This window comes from Halocatena salina (assembly GCF_023115355.1).
Lineage (GTDB): Archaea > Halobacteriota > Halobacteria > Halobacteriales > Haloarculaceae > Halocatena > Halocatena salina.
The window spans coordinates 1,845,083-1,861,671 of sequence record NZ_CP096019.1 but is presented as its reverse complement, the minus strand read 5'-3'; the positions used below and the strand labels follow the sequence as shown (position 1 = coordinate 1,861,671).

Here is a 16,589-nt window from a genome sequence, read left to right as displayed (position 1 = left end):
ATACTGGCCGTCAGAAAATGTCGAACACTGGGTAGTAGTGTTGCAAATTCACCTGTTAGTACATCTGCTGTCGATACGTCCCATCCGATGGTTTGCCGAGAATGCCGGACGAATCGACAGTATCCGTTATCTTACTCGCCGTATCCTCGACGTCGGACGCATCGCTATTGGCGCGTGCGCTATCGAGGACGTTGGTCGGATCCATGATGTTGATAGTATCGGTTCCGGTGAACGATTTTCCGGACACTGTCTCGCCTTTCACTTCGACGGACATGGTTTGGCCCGGTTTCAGATCGTGGTTCGTTATCATGTCGAACACACTGACGAGGGCACCAGCAGCGTCGTCGTTGGCCTGGTACATCTGGACGTTCGAGGTCGGTGTCCCATCGACCAGGACGGTCAACGTCTCGATCTCGTCGGTAGCAAGCTCCGTGAACGAGAGCGAGAGAAATTTGTTGGCCGGTACGAGGTCATCAGCGGTGAGGTCGAGTGGCATCTTCGCAGTCGTGGATGAGGATTCCGCAGCCGCACTGGTACTAAACGTACCGATCCCGGCAGTGGCAGCTCCTGTCACTCCGAGTAGTTGTAAGAACGTTCGTCGTGTGTTATCGTTTGATTGTTCGTTTCCAACCATTATCGTTAGCTGTTACACCCATCAGTATGGTATTTCGATAGGGTAAAAACCCTTTTTGTTATGATGTATTACCCGGACGGATTATTTTACGTCCATATACAATTATATGAAATTGGTATGCAAAACGGAGTCAGATAAACAGCCGTCTAAGCGCCTCTACCCGTAGTATAACGCATGGTATGCGAAAACATTAATCATCAAATAGAGAACTATATCTTCAAAAAAGAGTCACCACCGACGTTTTATGATAAATATCTGTTCGATATAGGATGGTAAAATCCGTTTCTGGCCATTATTACACATACTTATCAATTACTTTTCTGTATTGACCATATTGAAGATGATATTATTTCGAAGTCGCAACAGCTATCGAGGGATGGCTGAAAGAAGTCCCGACGATGGAAGTATTACGCCGGTAGATCCTGCTCAGCTTCAAGTAGTTCGTGATACCGATTACGGATCGTGACTTCGGAGATATCAGCGACTTCGCTGACAGCCGCCTGTGTCGTCTTCTCGTTCGTGAGGAGGGCAGCAGCATACACCGCAGCGGCAGCCAATCCGACCGGGCTTTTCCCCGAATGAACGCCCTGTTCTTTGGCGCTACGAAGGAGTTGGCGCGCCCGATTTTCGGCCTCATCAGAGAGACCGAGCGACGATGCAAAACGTGGCACGTAACTTTCCGGATCGGCAGGTTTGACTTCGAGACCGAGCTCCCGGACGACGTACCGGTAGGTGCGCGCGATCTCACTCTTCTCGACCCGGGATACGTCGGATATCTCATCAAGACTCCGGGGAACCCCTGCCTGCCGTGCAGCGGCGTACACCGCGGACGTAGCGACGCCCTCGATCGAGCGCCCCGGCAGAAGGTTCTCATCCAGCGCGCGCCGGTAGATCACTGACGCGGTCTCGCGGACGGTTTCGGGCAGACCGAGAGCCGAACTCATGCGGTCAATCTCACCCAATGCCTGTTTCAGGTTGCGCTCTTTGGAGTCCCGTGTCCGGAACCGCTCGTTCCACTTGCGCAGCCGCTGCATTTTCGCGCGTTGGCGCGATCCAAGCGAGTTGCCGTAGGCGTCCTTATCCCGCCAGTCGATGTTGGTCGACAACCCCTTGTCGTGCATCATGTTGGTTGTCGGGGCCCCAACGCGGGACTTCTTGTCCTTCTCTGTGGCGTCAAACGCCCGCCACTCTGGTCCACGGTCGATCTCGTCAGTCTCGACGACGAGCCCACACTCTATACAAACCGTCTCACCGTGTTCGCTGTCCGTTGCGAGTTTGCCACCACACTCCGGACAGTTTACCGTCTCTCCTGTGTCCTCCGTCTCCTGTTCCTCTGTACGTTCTCGGATTCGCGTGTTCGAATCGCTCATGATGAGGGCGGGTGCTATCCGGGCAGACCACTCCCCGAAACCCCCGGATGTCCGCTCAGTACTTTTATGTTCGGTCGAAACCTTCTTAACCGTTCCGGTATCTACTGTACGGGATATACACTCGCTACGACGGAACAGGAGTTCATTTGTTCCTCCATTAACCCTCAATACCGACCGAATCGGGGGAACGATACTCCGCGCTCACAGCCACACGTCAGGGCTGATCGGGATTAATCCGTTTCGCTCGGTTGGATGTCCCGGCTCTCCTTGACGGCGGTGGTGAGCGAAACGTTCAACACGAGCGTCGAGACGATGCCACCGACCACAGTCATGATGTTTTTGATGGCGTGATCGACCATCGCCGCTGCTGCTGCTGTCGGACCAGCAACTGGTGTGAACACGACGACGATGATCGAAAACGCCCCTTCGTACAGCCCGACGCCGTTGGGTGAGAGAGGGAGTACCTTCGCGAGATTGCCGACGCTCACGGCGAAAAATCCGACCGAGATGAACGTCATCAACGCGAGGTCGATATCGAAGGCGGCAAAGACGAACAACGCCGTCACGACATCAAGTGTCCAGATGGCGATACTACTTGCAGCGACCTGAACGAACGCGGCGGGAGAACTGGTCACGGTTTGGATGTCGCCAGCAAACCGTTCGACTGCGCTTGCCACGTAGTCGGCGTAGGTATCGGAACTGACAGCCGTGATCGCGGATCGGACGTAGTTCCGATCGGACCGCGCACTCAGAATGATAGCAAACGTAGCGAGGATCGCCGCCACGCCGACCCCGAGCGCGACGATGAGCGCGGTGCGACCGCTTTCCGATCCGGTTTGGGAGACCGAACCGAGCTGCCACACGTCGACGTTCGAAACGGCTAGTCCGAGGAACACGACCGTCGAGAGGACAGTGATCGTGAGGAGATCGAACACGCGCTCGACGGCGAGCGAGGCGAATCCGGAGGCGTATGGGATCCCTCGGCGCATCTTCACCACATACGCACGAACGGCGTCACCGATCCGCGCCGGGATGACGAGATTGCCGGTCTGACTGATGAACACCGCTCCCGTGAGAAACCACGTGTTTTCGGTGTATCCTTGCTCTCTGAGGATGTCGCGGTAACGCATTCCTCGCAGCGGCCACGAGAGGAGATACACGACCGCTCCGCCGGCGAGATACCACGGATTCGCCCGCTGTATCTCGTCGATGACTGCTCTCGGATCGATGTAAACAGACATGAGAGCGATGGCTACGATGACGAGCAACGCGCCGCCCGCGATCGTCACCCCTCGTGTGATGCGGGGTTGGACGGTGAACGTCCACCAACACCGGAGGATCTGGCTTCCCATCCCGAGCAAGTCTCGGACGAGATCGACTTTCGTGTCCTCGACGGGCTCCCAATCGACGGCGAACTCCTTGACGCGGTATCCCTGTCGTTGAGCGTGGACCAACACCTCAGTGTCCCAAAACCAGTGTTCGTCCTCGACAGCATCGAGCACGGAAAGCAGCGCCGTTCGATCGAAGGCTTTGAAACCACACTGATGATCCCGGAGTTCGGAGCCGAGCAACTGTCTGACGAGCCAGTTAAATCCTCGACTCGGAAAACTGCGTTTGATTGGACGGTCGGCAACCGATCCCGGAATCCACCGAGAACCGGTCGCGACATCGTACTCTCCGGAGCGAACGCTCTCGATCAATTCCCGAAGATGGGACATATCCGTTGCGAGATCGGTGTCGAAATAGACGAGGGTCTCTCCCTCCGAGCGGCGAAACGCGTATTCGAGCGCTCGACCGCGACCGAGACGGCTATCGCTGTGAACGTGCCGGACGGCGTCCGTCTCTTCGGCGATGCGCGTTGCTATTTCCGGCGTGGCATCATCACAACCGTCCTCTGCGACGATCACCTCGTAGCTCCCCTCTGGGAGAAACGAGGCGAGCGTATCGAGTGTCGTCTGAACCGTCCGCTCGATCCTCGACTCCTCGTTGTACGCGGGGAGGACGACACTCACCTCAACACTCATTGCTGTGTGGTGCAGCACACTTCCTAAAGAGCGTTCCGCATTAGATTCAAAACGGTTGCGTAGGTATGATGTCGTTCTGTGACGTTCAGGATGACGTTCCTTCGCCGGCTCGATCGACTGTCGTGAAATCGTGAATATCGACGTCGAGTTCTCCGGTGGCGTCATCGATCGAGGAGTATGGCCGGTTCACGACGATCGTTCCGGCTCGGCTCCGTCCGACACCCGGAACCGCGGTCAGCTCATCCATCGAAGCGCTGTTGAGATCGAGTGGATATGGAACGCCGGTGACCGATCGGTAGCCATGGTCCGTGACGGCGACGTCGATCGAACGACCCAACGGACGTTCACCCGGCACTGCGACGAGCAGCGGATACGTTCCGAGCTGGCGACCGAACGTCTTCCCGTCTTTGTGATACTCCAAATGGACGTCCGGCAGACGGGTCCCTCGGGGGGCGACCCGTTCGAGCATCGGATTGTCGATCTCCTCGCGCACCGTCTGTTTGTACTGCTTGAACTGCCGTTTGTGGTCGTGGGCGATCTCAGCGCCCGTATCGCTCATGTCGGTGCCATCGAAGGCCATCACCTGCCGGATGTTCACCCGTCTGACCATCAGTCCCGCGTCGTACACCTCATGGAGAAAGTTCAGATTGTGCTCGTACGTTTCCTCGCGCTCGCCTTTCAGCCCGTGGAGAAGGTTGATACCGGGGAGCAGTTTCGGCAGGCGTTTGGCTCGTGTCCCGTGCGTTGGACCGTCGCCGGGCGATTCGCCGGGTCGCCAGCCGCCGGCCTCGTTCACGATCTTCACTGCTTGGAAGCATTCTTCGGCGCTCACGTTGAGGTTGTTCTCCTCCTGTACGACCGGATCGGCGCTTTCGAGCCCGAACGCGGCTGTATCCCCCGGCGTGTTGTGCTCAGCGATGATCCGAATCCCCTCCCGAGCCAGTTCGGGCCAGTTCACGATCGTGATCGGGTTCATATTGTCGAGGTGGATCGTTCTCGGGCCGTCGTCGGGGATCGCCGCACGGATCCCGCCGTACAGCGAACGGAGCGCGTCGGGATTGGGCCGTTCGCCGTCGCCGCCGTACGCGAGGATATCGGCTTGCCGTCCCAGCCGGAAGTGGCGCACCCCGTGGTCGGCGAGTGCCTTAACTTCGCTCACGACGGTTTCGGGCGGGCGGAACGTCGGGTTTCCGTACAGCGGCTCCGTGCAGAACGAACAGCGGTACGGACAGCCACGCCCGGTTTCGAGCTCCGCGATGAGATAGTCGGGGTGGTTGGGGTGGCTTTCGACGACGAACGCGCCCTTGCTGGCCCAGCGAGTGACCTCCTCGGTCTCTCGGATGCGGTTGCCAAAGCCCTCCAGCCCGTTCGTGACGAGATCGTAGGCAGCGGCCTCGATGTCGCCTTTCGCAACGAAATCGTAGTCGAGATCGTCGCGTTCGGTGTCGGTTGCCCCTTCGTTTTGGGATCCGACACCGAACCGGACCGGGCCACCGACGAGGGTCGTGCCGGTCGCGGTCCACGCCATCCGGCGGACTTCCTCCGGTTCCGCCGGTGTCCCGCCCACGTAGTTTCCGGGGACGGTCATGCCGCCGACGTAGATGAACAGATCGGCGGTCTCGATGTCCTCGCGGCGGGACGGATCCTCCCGGAGCGCGTCGATGGTGTGGTAGGTGATCCGTTCTTTCGGAACACCGGCGTCGACGAGCGCGCCAGCAGTGTAGCGCGGATACGTAGAAATGTACGGCGGAACGCCGAAATGCGCCGGCTCGTCGACGTAGCCGTCCACGATCGTCACGTCGAGTGTCGCCGGACTACGTCCGACTGCTTGAGGGGCATCGTGTCCCTCTGTCGCCGGGTCGGTCATACGAAGACGGAGAACGTCAGCGCGTAAAACGGTGTTCCGTTGGGGCTGGCTTTGCCTCCCAGTTCACTTCGTTTGCTGTACGTGAGAAAACATCGTAGAACGACACCGCTAAATCGAGATTGAACGGAGCGGAGTCCCTCTTGACGGTATGAGCTATAACAACAAGTGAGATATGAAAACGATAAATGCAATCGTCATTATTATGTGTACCTTATGTTTCTATTGAGATATGCAACGTCGAGCAGTTGCTTTGTATGGCCTGTTTCTCATCGTAGTTGTGGTGGGAAGTGGTATCACGATGGCTGTCAACACTGCCACGACAGTCCCCGTGAGTGACTCTCCAGAGTATTCTCTACAGAAAGGTGATAACTTTTCGGTTAACGGTCAACAGTATACAGTCTCAGATATATCCACATCCACGGACGATAGTGGAAATGTTTTGCGCTCAGCATCCTTTAAAAGCCCGGGGAGTGGAGAATCGATTGGTTTCTCTGATTCTGATTCGATCACTATGTTGGTAATACGTAGTGGCTTACCGACAACGGTCTCGTACACGCCTAGCACAGATACTGTAACGTTGGGTGGTAACGAGTATGGTGCCTATTATCCAAATAACAATTCTGTGAAACTGATGACCAGTGAAGTTCATAGTCAGGAACTTTCCTCGACTAACGCTCTCAACGAGCGATTTCGTGGATTGTGGGCTGTCATAACTCTCAGCTTGCTAACTGCTATTATAATTTTTGGACTCTCATATCTTCCGCGCAGGGGATAGTCGATCTATTGGTTGATGTATAGTGGTTCTATAAAGGGAAGAGATTCTTCGGAGGTGATGAATATCACCTTATATCCGAGATCGGTGTGTGGTGATATCTTGGGGATGCAGGTCTCCTGTACGGCCTTAAAGAAAATGTTGCTATATTATAATAACCTCATTTCATCAGTACCTTTATATGTGATGGAGTAACGAACGATAAATGGGAACGCCAGCCACGAGACGGGGCGCGTTCATTGAAACGCGCCGGGTGTAGAGGCACCCGACGCTGGGGTTCTCGCTAGAGGAAAACCCATGATTGGGAACGAAGCAGAGACATGTAACGGTGTCGAATCGTATCAGAAAACCAAACAGCGCCAGCGGTGTCGGAACTGTGGGCGGCCGGTTCGGTCGCGGTACGCACATCGGGTTGATTGCCCCCTATTGGAGGGCCGTCGATGACGTTGCCAGTGTTTCAGTTTTGGGATCGGCTGGGTGAGTCGGTAAACCTCTCGACGATCTCGAAAGCGGAGCTGTACCACGTCGTGGACGTGGGGACAGGAACGTGGTGTAGACCGTGCCGGAGTACAGGCTGTCCCCATGCGACGCAGATCGAGGAGATACTGGCGACCGCCGGGCTTGGCCGATCACAACTGGAGTACGACGACCTGCCCAGTATTGCGAACGTTACGCGCTACGACGCGGCAAAAGAGTTGGTCGTCGCCGGGTGGTTCGAGAACGGCGGCCGAGTGCGGTATCACGAACAGCGTGATGGCACCGTCGTGCAGTCGGTGTTCACACCCGAAAACGATCGAGAGCCAGCCGAGGTGACTGAACAGTCCGAGGCGGGGAGTGCACCCGCCGCGTTGGTCACAACGTTGGCGGCGTACTGCCACTATCGCCAGCGCGGCGATCTCGATAGCCTGCGCCAGCAGTATCCAGAGGTCGCGCGTATCGCTGGCGAGGCTCCAGTCGTCCACGCAGACGACTAAAAACAACAGAGTCAGCGGTTGTGGAGGCGGAGCGTACAGGTTACTCCCCGCGAGCGTCAGCGAGCGGCTTTTTTTGGTCTTCCCGCGAGCGAAGCGAGTGGGAGCCTGCAAGAGCTTCGCTCTTGCAATGCAGATTTTTTGCGGGAGTGGTGGCCGAAGGCCACCCGAGCGCAAAAAAGGTGGGTGCTCAGGCTTCGAGCTGTTCGTGATCCTGTTTTTGTTTTGGGTCCTGTTGTTGTGGGTCCTCTCCGAGCACGTGTTCACGGAGCAGTGTGGTTCCGTCGGCCATTCGCTGTTCCCGTTCTGCGTCCGAGAGCTGGAAATCCAGCCGTTCCTCGGTGACCGCCTCGGTGACACGCTCGCGTCGCTCCTCGGAGATGGATTTGTCGTCTGGAATCGTCTCTTCGACCCAGTCGTCGATGTGCTGTCGCCACGACTCATCTCCGTACGTGCCGCCTTCGACCTGCCAGTCCCAGTACTGGGCGACCTCCTCCCAAAAGCCGTTTGCCAAGCGACGGTCCTCGATCAGTGATTTGGCGACGCGGGCACCGTGGCCCGCGCTGATGAGCACCTGATGGGGGCTGCCCGACAGCCAGCCAGCGACGTACAGCCCATCGATCGCCGTTCGTCCAGTCGCCTCCTCACAGTCGACGGGATGGGTGCCCGACTCGTGAAACTCCCCGCCATCGAGTTCGCTCAGATAGTCCGCGTTGTACGCCGAGGCGGCGATCACCGAGGAGGCAGTGAGATCACAGCCGTCCTGAGTGCGTAGCCGAAATCCGTCCGTATCAGCGTCTCGCTCGACCGACACGACGAAATCATCGACGATCTCACTGCCTTCGTACTGGGCGTGCGCGCGCCCGAGTTCGAGAAACGCCGCTGGATCGATACCGAGAAAGCCGAGATAGTTCCCGATGCTGTAACAGCGGTGGATCGCGGACGGTCCGCGGTCGAACACGACCGTCTCGAACCCATACCGGGCGGTGAACACGGCCGCAGCCAGCCCGGAGGCACCGCCGCCGACGATCGCCACGTCGTATTCATCTGTGCTTGGTTCGTCCGATTTCTGGCCAGTGGGTTGTGTGCTCATCGTGACAAGATGCTACCGAACGGCGATACGAAGCCGACAACGCGGTGTGGTGTTCGATACATACTACTCGGTGATGGATCGTTTCGGGAGGATCTGGGGATCGGGTCCGTAGGTGACGGCGGCGTCGATCTTGAAGACGTCCGCCAGCAACTCCTCGGTCACTACCTCCCGTGGCGGTCCCCAATCGTAGACGGCACCGTCATCGAGCGCGATGAGATAATCCGCAAACCGAGCCGCCTGTGCGATGTCGTGGAGCACGATCGCTACGGTTACCCCTTCGGTCTCGTTGAGTCGACTGATCGTCTCCATCACGCGAAGCTGGTGGTGGAGATCGAGAAACGTGGTCGGTTCATCGAGCAACAGCGTATCGGTTTCCTGAGCGAGCACCATGGCGATCCACGCGAGCTGTTTTTGCCCACCACTGAGGTTTCCGATCTCCGTCTCTCGGAGGTGTTCGACACCGGCCAGATCAAGCGCTCGATCGATCGCCTCGCGGTCGCTGTCACTGACGGCATCGAAAAAGCCACGGTGGGGATACCGCCCGTGAGCGACGAGATCACCCACCGTCAAACTCTCGGGCGACTCGTTCTCTTGGGAAAGATGGCCGAGCGCACGCGCTAGCTCCTTGCTTCCGTACTGCTGGATCTCACGTCCGTTCAACACGACTGAGCCGCTATCTGGCGCGAGATGATCGGACAGCGCTTTCAACAGCGTGCTTTTGCCGCTCCCGTTGGGACCGACCAGCGCCGTGATCGCTCCCTCGGGAACGTCGATGCGGTCACACTCCACTACGGGACCGTCGCTCGTCGGATACGAAATAGATAGATCCTTGCCATGAAGCGCGCTTTCGGTATCATCCACACCGGTGTGATACGCTCCGTCCCTGTTCTCGTTCGGTTCCGTGACCCCACCCACGTGTTCTGTATCGGACATCAAATCACCGTCTGGAACTCCGTTTCGTGCATCGGTTTCCCGGATCCCGTGGTTCGTGAGCCGCGTGCCCGACGCCGTCGAGGTCCCGCCCATCGCACCGTGCCGTGCGGTTGGGTGACACAGCCGTTTCGATCACCATTCGGTCTCTGTTTTTGGATAGCCTAAACTACCTCAAAGAGCTTTCGGAACGTATACGAAAACATACCTAACAGACGACTGCGTTTACCGCTGATTCGTTCGAAAGTGAGCGAGCGAGGACTGAGTAGTGGCAGTTCCCGGTGGATTCCGAACCCACGGCGAGTGTCGATCTCGCAGCGATCTCAGATCGACATCGGAATCGGCGGATGGAGGGGAATTACAAGCATCTGATGGCCGGACGATCCGTCGTTGCCGGGTGCAGTAGGGAACGCCGTCGACACTCGCGCTCTCGTTGCTCGCGGGGGGCACTGTCCAGTTCTCCACGTGGGGACACGAGGGAAATTCGACGCGCCACCCCTTGCCGTAAGCACGTTCGGCGAGCTGTCGTCTGAGGCGAGCAGTTTCGTCGGCGTTCACCACGGCGATGTCAGTGCGGGAGGGGTGTCGTTCGAGAGGCTCAATGCCACTATCGATCGAGAGCCGTTCAGGTGCACGGATGACGTCGCGTTCGCCAGTGTCGGGATCGAACCGCCAGACGCCCACCTCCGAAGGGATACGGTTCAGATGCGCGCCGGTGACGTGGGATCGGGTTGCGAGGATCACTTCGTCACAAACCGCGAGGCTAACGTCAGTCCGGAGCTGTCGAGCCAACTCGCCCGGTCGATCGAGATCGGGTTTGTTCTCGATGGCTCGTAGCGTCCCGAACCAGTCGGGATAGCGCGCGGTTTGGCGGACGTGCGTCCGCCCGCTTCGTCGCTCGTGCTCGAAAAAGCCGATCTCGATGGCGCGCTCCGTGGCCCGACGGGCGCGATCGGGGTGACAGTCGAAACAGTCCTTCCAGTATCGAAAGCGACCGACGCCCACGTCGGCGGTGATGGCCGCTTCGGGGATGGATTCAGCGGTGATCGTCGTGCGGGCGTCGAACTCCGGGCCGGGCGTGACGGTGAGAATGTCGACGACTCGACGACCGCGCGTACTCGCTCCGAGCTGTCGGCTCACGATCAGCGGTGGATCACCGCCTTCAAGCATGCCACAGAGAACCATCTCGAACCCGAACTCGCGCACAGTAGGCGTTGGAGTGGAACAAGCAAAAGCCGCACGTCGTGACAAAATATTTGAGCATCAAAATGATAATTTCGAACTGTGGCTGTCCCAGAAGTCCCCGTGTTCAGTGAAGAACAACGGTTCGAGCCGTGTATCTCCATGCTGATCGTCGTAGCCGGAGTGCCAGTACCGGTCGTGTTGAGCGTCGAAATGGGTGTTCGGGGGGTGTTGCTCGGAACCGTGGTCGCTTTGGCTCCGCTCGCGTTGTTCGTTCCCGCGCGGCTCACGGCTGAAGTGACAGAGAGCGGTCTCTCGGTTCAGTTGTTCCCGTTTCATCTCCGGGCACGATGGGTTCCGTTTTCGGAGATCGAATCGGTCGAACAGGTCCAGCTCTCGGCAAGCAGCTACGGCGTGGGGTGGACGCGTGCGGGGTGGACGTACACCGTCGCTGGAACCGACGGAGTCAGAATTCGACGGGACGATCGAGACCTGTTCGTGGGAACACAACGCCCAGAGGAACTGATGACGGCGCTACAGCGATTCGACCGCGACGGATGGAGTGAGTGACTTGCTCATCACACCCGAAACTGCGCTTCGAACCGCCGGAATACCCGTCGATAGCCGTCGTTAGTCACGAACGCGTATGAGAGCGCCGCTACCACGCTCCACGTTCCCAGAAAAGTGATTGCTTTCAACGGGCTCTGGCGCGGGGAGATTTCCGTGGGTCCAGTGGGCTGAAACGCGATGGAGAGCAGTATTATAAAGAACCCGGAAACGAGCTTCGTTGTGAGACAGAACACCCAGAAGCGACGGCGAGAGACCGACGGATACCGGAGAACGACGAGGTTCGCAACGATCACGGGGACGTACAGATCGAACGCCGTCGGACCCAACCAGTACGGGACCGCTGCCCACGCCGCCATTCCTACTAGCCGCTGGAGAAAGATTTCGATCACGTTGTTCATCGCAAACCAGAGGGCAATCGAATATTCGGCGACGCGAGCTGTCGTTCCCACGCCACTGCGATCTCCACGATTGCGATTATGATTTTCGGTTGGTATCTACAGGTACTATCGCGCCTACTATACCCACAGAGACGATGATAGAATCACGACAAACGGCTTGTTCGTCACACAATCGATACAGAAAACGGCGTCAGCGAACTACTCGGTATACCAGACATCACCGAGTGCTATTTCTCGTTTACTGATAGTGCCCTGCCGTTCCAACTCGTTCAATCGAAGTCGGGCCGTCTCCCGCACACAGCCAACGTGTTCGGCAACTTCCCGTGTTCCGATCGGCTCATGGGCTTGTACCACCGCGACGAAGTCATCATCAGAAAACTGTCTGTTGGTCGGCTCACGATCCCACTGCGTGCATGATTGTAGATGGATGGTGGCGCATCCATCCAGCTTGGTCGCCACGACACCCAGAGGCCATGTGTTTGTGCTTCACAAACACTGATGCGGATCGGACCGGAAACAGAGACCGACGATCATCGCGTGGAAGTGAGTGATTGCGCACTCTGTGATCACGTGATACAGCACGTCGCAGGGGGGACTAACATCAGATGGGGACTCACAATCCCCTCTGTGGCATGTGTCTCATTCGAGAGTGTACACCGCAGAGACAGAAGACGGTTCGAAGAACAGCAGGTTTATGCTCACGACGGAGAGATATAACCGTATTACTATCGAGATGACAAGGGAACACCGACAACCGGAGGTGAACATCGGTCTCGTCGGCCACGTCGACCACGGCAAAACGACGCTGGTGCAGGCGCTCAGCGGCGAGTGGACCGACCAGCATTCCGAGGAGATGAAACGCGGGATATCGATTCGGCTCGGCTACGCCGACGCCACGTTCCGTCGGTGCCCCGATACGGACGCGCCGGAGTGTTACACCGTCGAGGAGACGTGTCCGGACGGGTCCGAAAGCGAGGTAGTCCGAACGGTCTCGTTCGTCGACGCGCCCGGTCACGAGACGCTGATGGCGACGATGCTCTCGGGGGCAGCGATGATGGACGGGGCGGTGCTCGTCATCGGGGCGAACGAACCGGTTCCCCAAGCCCAGACGGCAGAGCATCTGATGGCTTTGGACATCATCGGGATCGAGAACATCGTGATCGCCCAAAACAAGATCGATCTCGTCGACAACGAGATCGCACGCGAGAACTACCAGCAGATCACTGATTTCGTCGAAGGCACCGTCGCAGAAGACGCGCCCGTTGTGCCGATCTCCGCCCAACGGGGCGTCAACATGGATCTGCTGATGCAGGCGATCGAAGAGGAGATACCGACGCCCGAAACCGCACCGGACACCGATCCGCAGATACAGGTGGCCCGGAGTTTCGACATCAACCGACCGGGAACGACGTTCGACGAGTTGATGGGCGGGGTTCTGGGCGGGAGTCTCGTTCGGGGACGACTGCACACCGGCGACGAGATCGAACTCCGCCCCGGTCGGGAGTTCGAAGAGGAGGGACAGTCCGAATACCGACCGATCACGACGACGATCCGGTCGCTACAAGCAGGCGACGATCTGCTCGAAGAGGTAGGCCCCGGCGGACTCCTCGGTGTCGGAACCGGTCTCGATCCGTCGCTCACGAAGGGCGATGCACTCGCCGGACAGGTCGCCGGACCGCCCGGTACGCTGCCGCCGACGTGGGATTCCTTTACGATCGAAGTCGAGTTACTCGAACGGCTCGTCGGGGGAGACGAGATCGAGCCGATCAACACCGGCGAGCCGCTGATGCTCACCGTCGGAACGGCAACGACGGTTGGCGCAGTGACGAGTGCACGGGAATCGGAATGTGAAGTGAATCTCAAACGACCCGTGTGTGCCCAGCCGGGTGCGAAAATCGCCATTAACAGACGGGTGGGAACCCGCTGGCGGCTCATCGGTATCGGAACGCTCGTCGGCTAACACGGACACGGGATAGAATGACAACGTACAGGTAAACAATGGATCGGGTTGCGATGGACACCAACGCATTGATGATGCCAGTCGAAAGCGACGTTCGTGTGTTCGAGCAGCTCGACCGATTGCTCGGGGAGTACGAGCTCATCACGCCACGAGCAGTTATCGACGAGCTCGACTCGCTCGCGTCGGGCCACGGGACGGAAGCGACGGCGGCCACCGTCGGGCGGGATCTCGCCGAGCGCTGTGCCGTCGTCGACACCGAGGCGTCGTATGCCGACGACGCGCTCGTGGAACTCGCAGATCGCGGGGCGTGTGAGTATGTAGTCACGAACGATGGGCCTCTCCGTGACCGACTCTCCGTCGGAGCAATCTGTTTGAGGGGCCAGAACAAACTTGATATTCAATAAACATGTACAAACGGGTTAGACTACGTGATACAGTCGAGGTGCCGCCGAAACACCTCGCAGACGTGTCGGAGACGTTGGTCAAGCGGCTGTTGCAGGACAAACTCGAAGGACGAATGGACGAAGACGTCGGGAGTGTCGTCAGCATCGTAGACGTCGTGGAAGTCGGCGAAGGAACCGTGCTTCCAAACCAGCCGGGCGTCTATTACGAAGCGGTGTTCGATGCCGTCACGTTCGATCCACAGATGCAGGAAGTGGTCGATGGGGAGGTCGTGGAAGTTGTCAACTTTGGAACATTCATCGGGATCGGACCGGTCGACGGTCTGTTACACGTCTCCCAGATCTCAGATGAGTATCTATCGTTCGACGAGGAGAACCAGCAGCTCGCATCCCGAGAATCGAACAGCACGCTCGGGGTGGGTGACTCGGTGCGGACACGCATCGTAACCAAGAGCATCGACGAGCGCAATCCACGGGACAGCAAGATCGGCTTGACGGCCAAACAACCGGGTCTAGGCAAGCTCGGATGGCTCCGGGAGCAGAGGGAAAACGAGCCGACAGCAGCGGGTGAATAACCGTGGCGAACAAACGATTGGCGTGTCGTGAATGCCATTTTGTGAACGATCCGGACGCACAGACGTGTACCGCCTGTGGGTCGAGCAGCCTTACCGAGGATTGGGCCGGATACGTGGTGATCGCCCATCCCGAACGGAGCGAGGTTGCCGAAGAGATGAACGTCACCCGGCCGGGGGCGTACGCGCTAAAGGTCCGCTAACGTGCTTACCCTTCCTCGATCGCTCCGGGCAGAGTTGAAAGAACCGCTCGGTCCGGTGTACACCGATCCACAGGCGTTGTTCGAGGCCAGTGGCACACCGATCGTCGCCGTCGGCGACGTCGTTACCGAGCATCTGCTCTCGGTAGCCACTCCTGCCGTAGCGCTCGTCGACGGGCAAACGAAGCGAACACCGCTCGATACGCCGGTTGATCTCACACCGTTCGATCGCAAACATGCGGTCGAGAACCCTGCTGCGACGCTGTCACGGGAGCTGTTGGAAACGCTCGCGCAAGCCATCGATGCCAACGAGCGGACCGTGATCGTCGTCGATGGAGAAGAGGACCTCGCCACACTGCCCGCGATCGTCGCAGCACCCCCCGGTGCCAGCGTCGTCTACGGCCAACCCGATGTGGGAATGGTTCTGGCAACCGTCGACGAGCGGAGACAGTCCACCGTCCGTGAGCTGCTCACACGAATGGACGGCGACCACGAAGCTGCATTGCGGTTGCTTGGGAGTCCGGACACGAGTGACGACTGTGAACTGCAGTGAGAACGAGCCGTATATCATACGACCGAACGGAGTTGTCCCACGCCGTTCACTATCAAACAGATAAAGTACCCCCCTGCCGTTATGCAACTCGTCACTAGCGATCGCGGGTACCCAGCCAGCCCCCCTCGGGCTGGAACGACACCCACCGACATCAGTTGGTCGGTGTGGTCCGATCACAACTAGATACGATGGGTGCCCGCGATTGCGGAGTCGACAACCCATGATACGGATAGAACTCGACCGAATTCATCTCGAACTACTGTTGCTTGCAGCCCTGATCGCCGCGTTTGCTGGTGTCGTGTTCGAGCCGACGGTGCGGTACGGTGTGAACGTGGTACCGCTCGGGGCGCTTGGGGTAGTCGGGATGATCGGACTCATCGTACTCGTCCATCGTCGATTCACTGATGGCGACCGGAACCGAGTTCGCGGAATGGTGTGGCTCGCGATCGTCGGTGCGCTCCTCGGAGCGACGGTATCTTCGGTCGTTGTCGGAACCGTTCGGTCGATGGCGCTGGCTGCTGCTGGCGTCGGTGCGATGTTTTTCGCTATCGGAACGCAGTTCAGTATCGTCATCAAAAGCCGTGAAGCAGCCGCACGGGACGCCCTCGAGGAGGTACTCGACGACGAAAACGTCTTCGTGGCGTCCGAACAGGCACGGACGAACGGCAGAACGGACCGACGACGGTCCGATTTCGAATCGACACACACGTCCGAGACGGCAACGTCCACGTTCGGTTCCGATGCCGCAAGCGAATCGGACACGGCACGGACGGCCCGATCCGAATCCGACCGCGGTGACGACGTCCAAACGGACGAACGCGAGGTGGAGTCCGACGAGACGGAGGAGGCGACCGAAAGCGACGACGAACAGACGGACACCTCGGAGGACGAACGCGACGTCGAACGGACCGACGATCCGGGATCGGAACACTGGGCACAGTCCACAGCCGACGACTCCGGGCCGATCCCGGTCATCCGATCGGTCACGTCGACCGAGTCGTCCGAAGAGTGACTCGCTGGAGAATCGATTCGTTCGAATCGCTCGGATCGATCCGGATCGGAACCGATCGATGAAACCGCTTTTAGCTTTGA

Annotated in this window: 18 protein-coding genes; 9 read left to right on the top strand and 9 right to left on the bottom strand. The window is 58.5% G+C overall.

All coding sequences use genetic code 11. The features are described from left to right. Nucleotides 1–55: 55 nt before the first annotated feature. From MW046_RS09495 to MW046_RS09480, 4 genes are all read right to left on the bottom strand, one after another. Nucleotides 56–634, bottom strand: coding sequence for a hypothetical protein (locus MW046_RS09495; RefSeq protein ID WP_247992867.1), 579 nt, complete (start codon nucleotides 632–634; stop codon nucleotides 56–58). A 407-nt stretch (nucleotides 635–1,041) separates the two neighbouring features. After that, entirely contained in the window at nucleotides 1,042–2,004 is a 963-nt protein-coding gene (locus MW046_RS09490; protein ID WP_124954717.1) for a transcription initiation factor IIB, read from the bottom strand. A 230-nt stretch (nucleotides 2,005–2,234) separates the two neighbouring features. Then, the gene (locus MW046_RS09485; protein WP_247992866.1) at nucleotides 2,235–4,028 is read right to left on the bottom strand and encodes a flippase-like domain-containing protein; all 1,794 of its coding nucleotides are present in this window, start codon (nucleotides 4,026–4,028) and stop codon (nucleotides 2,235–2,237) included. 85 nt (nucleotides 4,029–4,113) lie between these two features. Beyond that, nucleotides 4,114–5,895, bottom strand: a complete 1,782-nt coding sequence (locus MW046_RS09480) for a radical SAM protein (RefSeq protein WP_247992865.1) — start codon at nucleotides 5,893–5,895, stop codon at nucleotides 4,114–4,116. A 229-nt stretch (nucleotides 5,896–6,124) separates the two neighbouring features. Between MW046_RS09480 and MW046_RS19820 the strand changes: the two genes are divergently transcribed. Then, a complete protein-coding gene (locus MW046_RS19820) occupies nucleotides 6,125–6,670 on the top strand; it encodes a DUF8231 family protein (protein ID WP_497007297.1) in 546 nt (181 codons plus the stop codon). Nucleotides 6,671–7,107: 437 nt separating this feature from the next. Beyond that, nucleotides 7,108–7,641, top strand: coding sequence for a hypothetical protein (locus MW046_RS09475; RefSeq protein WP_247992864.1), 534 nt, complete (start codon nucleotides 7,108–7,110; stop codon nucleotides 7,639–7,641). 187 nt (nucleotides 7,642–7,828) lie between these two features. Here MW046_RS09475 and MW046_RS09470 read toward each other — a convergent pair whose 3' ends face one another. From MW046_RS09470 to MW046_RS09460, 3 genes are all read right to left on the bottom strand, one after another. Then, on the bottom strand, nucleotides 7,829–8,731 hold the full coding sequence (locus MW046_RS09470; protein WP_247992863.1) for an NAD(P)-binding protein: 903 nt from the start codon (nucleotides 8,729–8,731) through the stop codon (nucleotides 7,829–7,831). A gap of 63 nt (nucleotides 8,732–8,794) precedes the next feature. Further along, nucleotides 8,795–9,757 (bottom strand): ABC transporter ATP-binding protein, encoded by a 963-nt coding sequence (locus MW046_RS09465; RefSeq protein ID WP_247992862.1) that lies wholly within the window; start codon nucleotides 9,755–9,757, stop codon nucleotides 8,795–8,797. 129 nt (nucleotides 9,758–9,886) lie between these two features. After that, complete coding sequence (locus MW046_RS09460) at nucleotides 9,887–10,867, bottom strand: DUF5787 family protein (RefSeq protein WP_247992861.1); 981 nt, start codon at nucleotides 10,865–10,867, stop codon at nucleotides 9,887–9,889. Nucleotides 10,868–10,945: 78 nt separating this feature from the next. Here MW046_RS09460 and MW046_RS09455 point away from each other — a divergent pair, with 78 nt between their 5' ends. After that, the gene (locus tag MW046_RS09455; RefSeq protein ID WP_247992860.1) at nucleotides 10,946–11,413 is read left to right on the top strand and encodes a hypothetical protein; all 468 of its coding nucleotides are present in this window, start codon (nucleotides 10,946–10,948) and stop codon (nucleotides 11,411–11,413) included. 8 nt (nucleotides 11,414–11,421) lie between these two features. Here MW046_RS09455 and MW046_RS09450 read toward each other — a convergent pair whose 3' ends face one another. Then, nucleotides 11,422–11,862 carry a hypothetical protein gene (locus MW046_RS09450; protein WP_247992859.1) on the bottom strand — a complete coding sequence of 147 codons (441 nt, stop codon included), beginning with the start codon at nucleotides 11,860–11,862 and terminating at the stop codon, nucleotides 11,422–11,424. A gap of 147 nt (nucleotides 11,863–12,009) precedes the next feature. Beyond that, nucleotides 12,010–12,270 carry a FaeA/PapI family transcriptional regulator gene (locus tag MW046_RS09445; RefSeq protein WP_247992858.1) on the bottom strand — a complete coding sequence of 87 codons (261 nt, stop codon included), beginning with the start codon at nucleotides 12,268–12,270 and terminating at the stop codon, nucleotides 12,010–12,012. 274 nt (nucleotides 12,271–12,544) lie between these two features. Between MW046_RS09445 and MW046_RS09440 the strand changes: the two genes are divergently transcribed. From MW046_RS09440 to MW046_RS09415, 6 genes are all read left to right on the top strand, one after another. Continuing rightward, nucleotides 12,545–13,771, top strand: a complete 1,227-nt coding sequence (locus MW046_RS09440; protein WP_247992857.1) for a translation initiation factor IF-2 subunit gamma — start codon at nucleotides 12,545–12,547, stop codon at nucleotides 13,769–13,771. Between the two features lie 38 nt (nucleotides 13,772–13,809). After that, nucleotides 13,810–14,175, top strand: a complete 366-nt coding sequence (locus MW046_RS09435; protein ID WP_247992856.1) for a type II toxin-antitoxin system VapC family toxin — start codon at nucleotides 13,810–13,812, stop codon at nucleotides 14,173–14,175. Nucleotides 14,176–14,177: 2 nt separating this feature from the next. Further along, a complete protein-coding gene (locus tag MW046_RS09430; protein WP_247992855.1) occupies nucleotides 14,178–14,747 on the top strand; it encodes a DNA-directed RNA polymerase in 570 nt (189 codons plus the stop codon). A 2-nt stretch (nucleotides 14,748–14,749) separates the two neighbouring features. Beyond that, nucleotides 14,750–14,947 carry a transcription elongation factor subunit Spt4 gene (gene spt4 / locus MW046_RS09425; protein WP_124956939.1) on the top strand — a complete coding sequence of 66 codons (198 nt, stop codon included), beginning with the start codon at nucleotides 14,750–14,752 and terminating at the stop codon, nucleotides 14,945–14,947. Between the two features lies 1 nt (nucleotide 14,948). Further along, nucleotides 14,949–15,497 carry a GTP-dependent dephospho-CoA kinase family protein gene (locus MW046_RS09420; RefSeq protein WP_247992854.1) on the top strand — a complete coding sequence of 183 codons (549 nt, stop codon included), beginning with the start codon at nucleotides 14,949–14,951 and terminating at the stop codon, nucleotides 15,495–15,497. A 220-nt stretch (nucleotides 15,498–15,717) separates the two neighbouring features. Further along, nucleotides 15,718–16,509: a hypothetical protein gene (locus MW046_RS09415; RefSeq protein ID WP_247992853.1), complete on the top strand. Its 792-nt coding sequence runs from the start codon at nucleotides 15,718–15,720 to the stop codon at nucleotides 16,507–16,509. Nucleotides 16,510–16,589 lie beyond the last annotated feature (80 nt).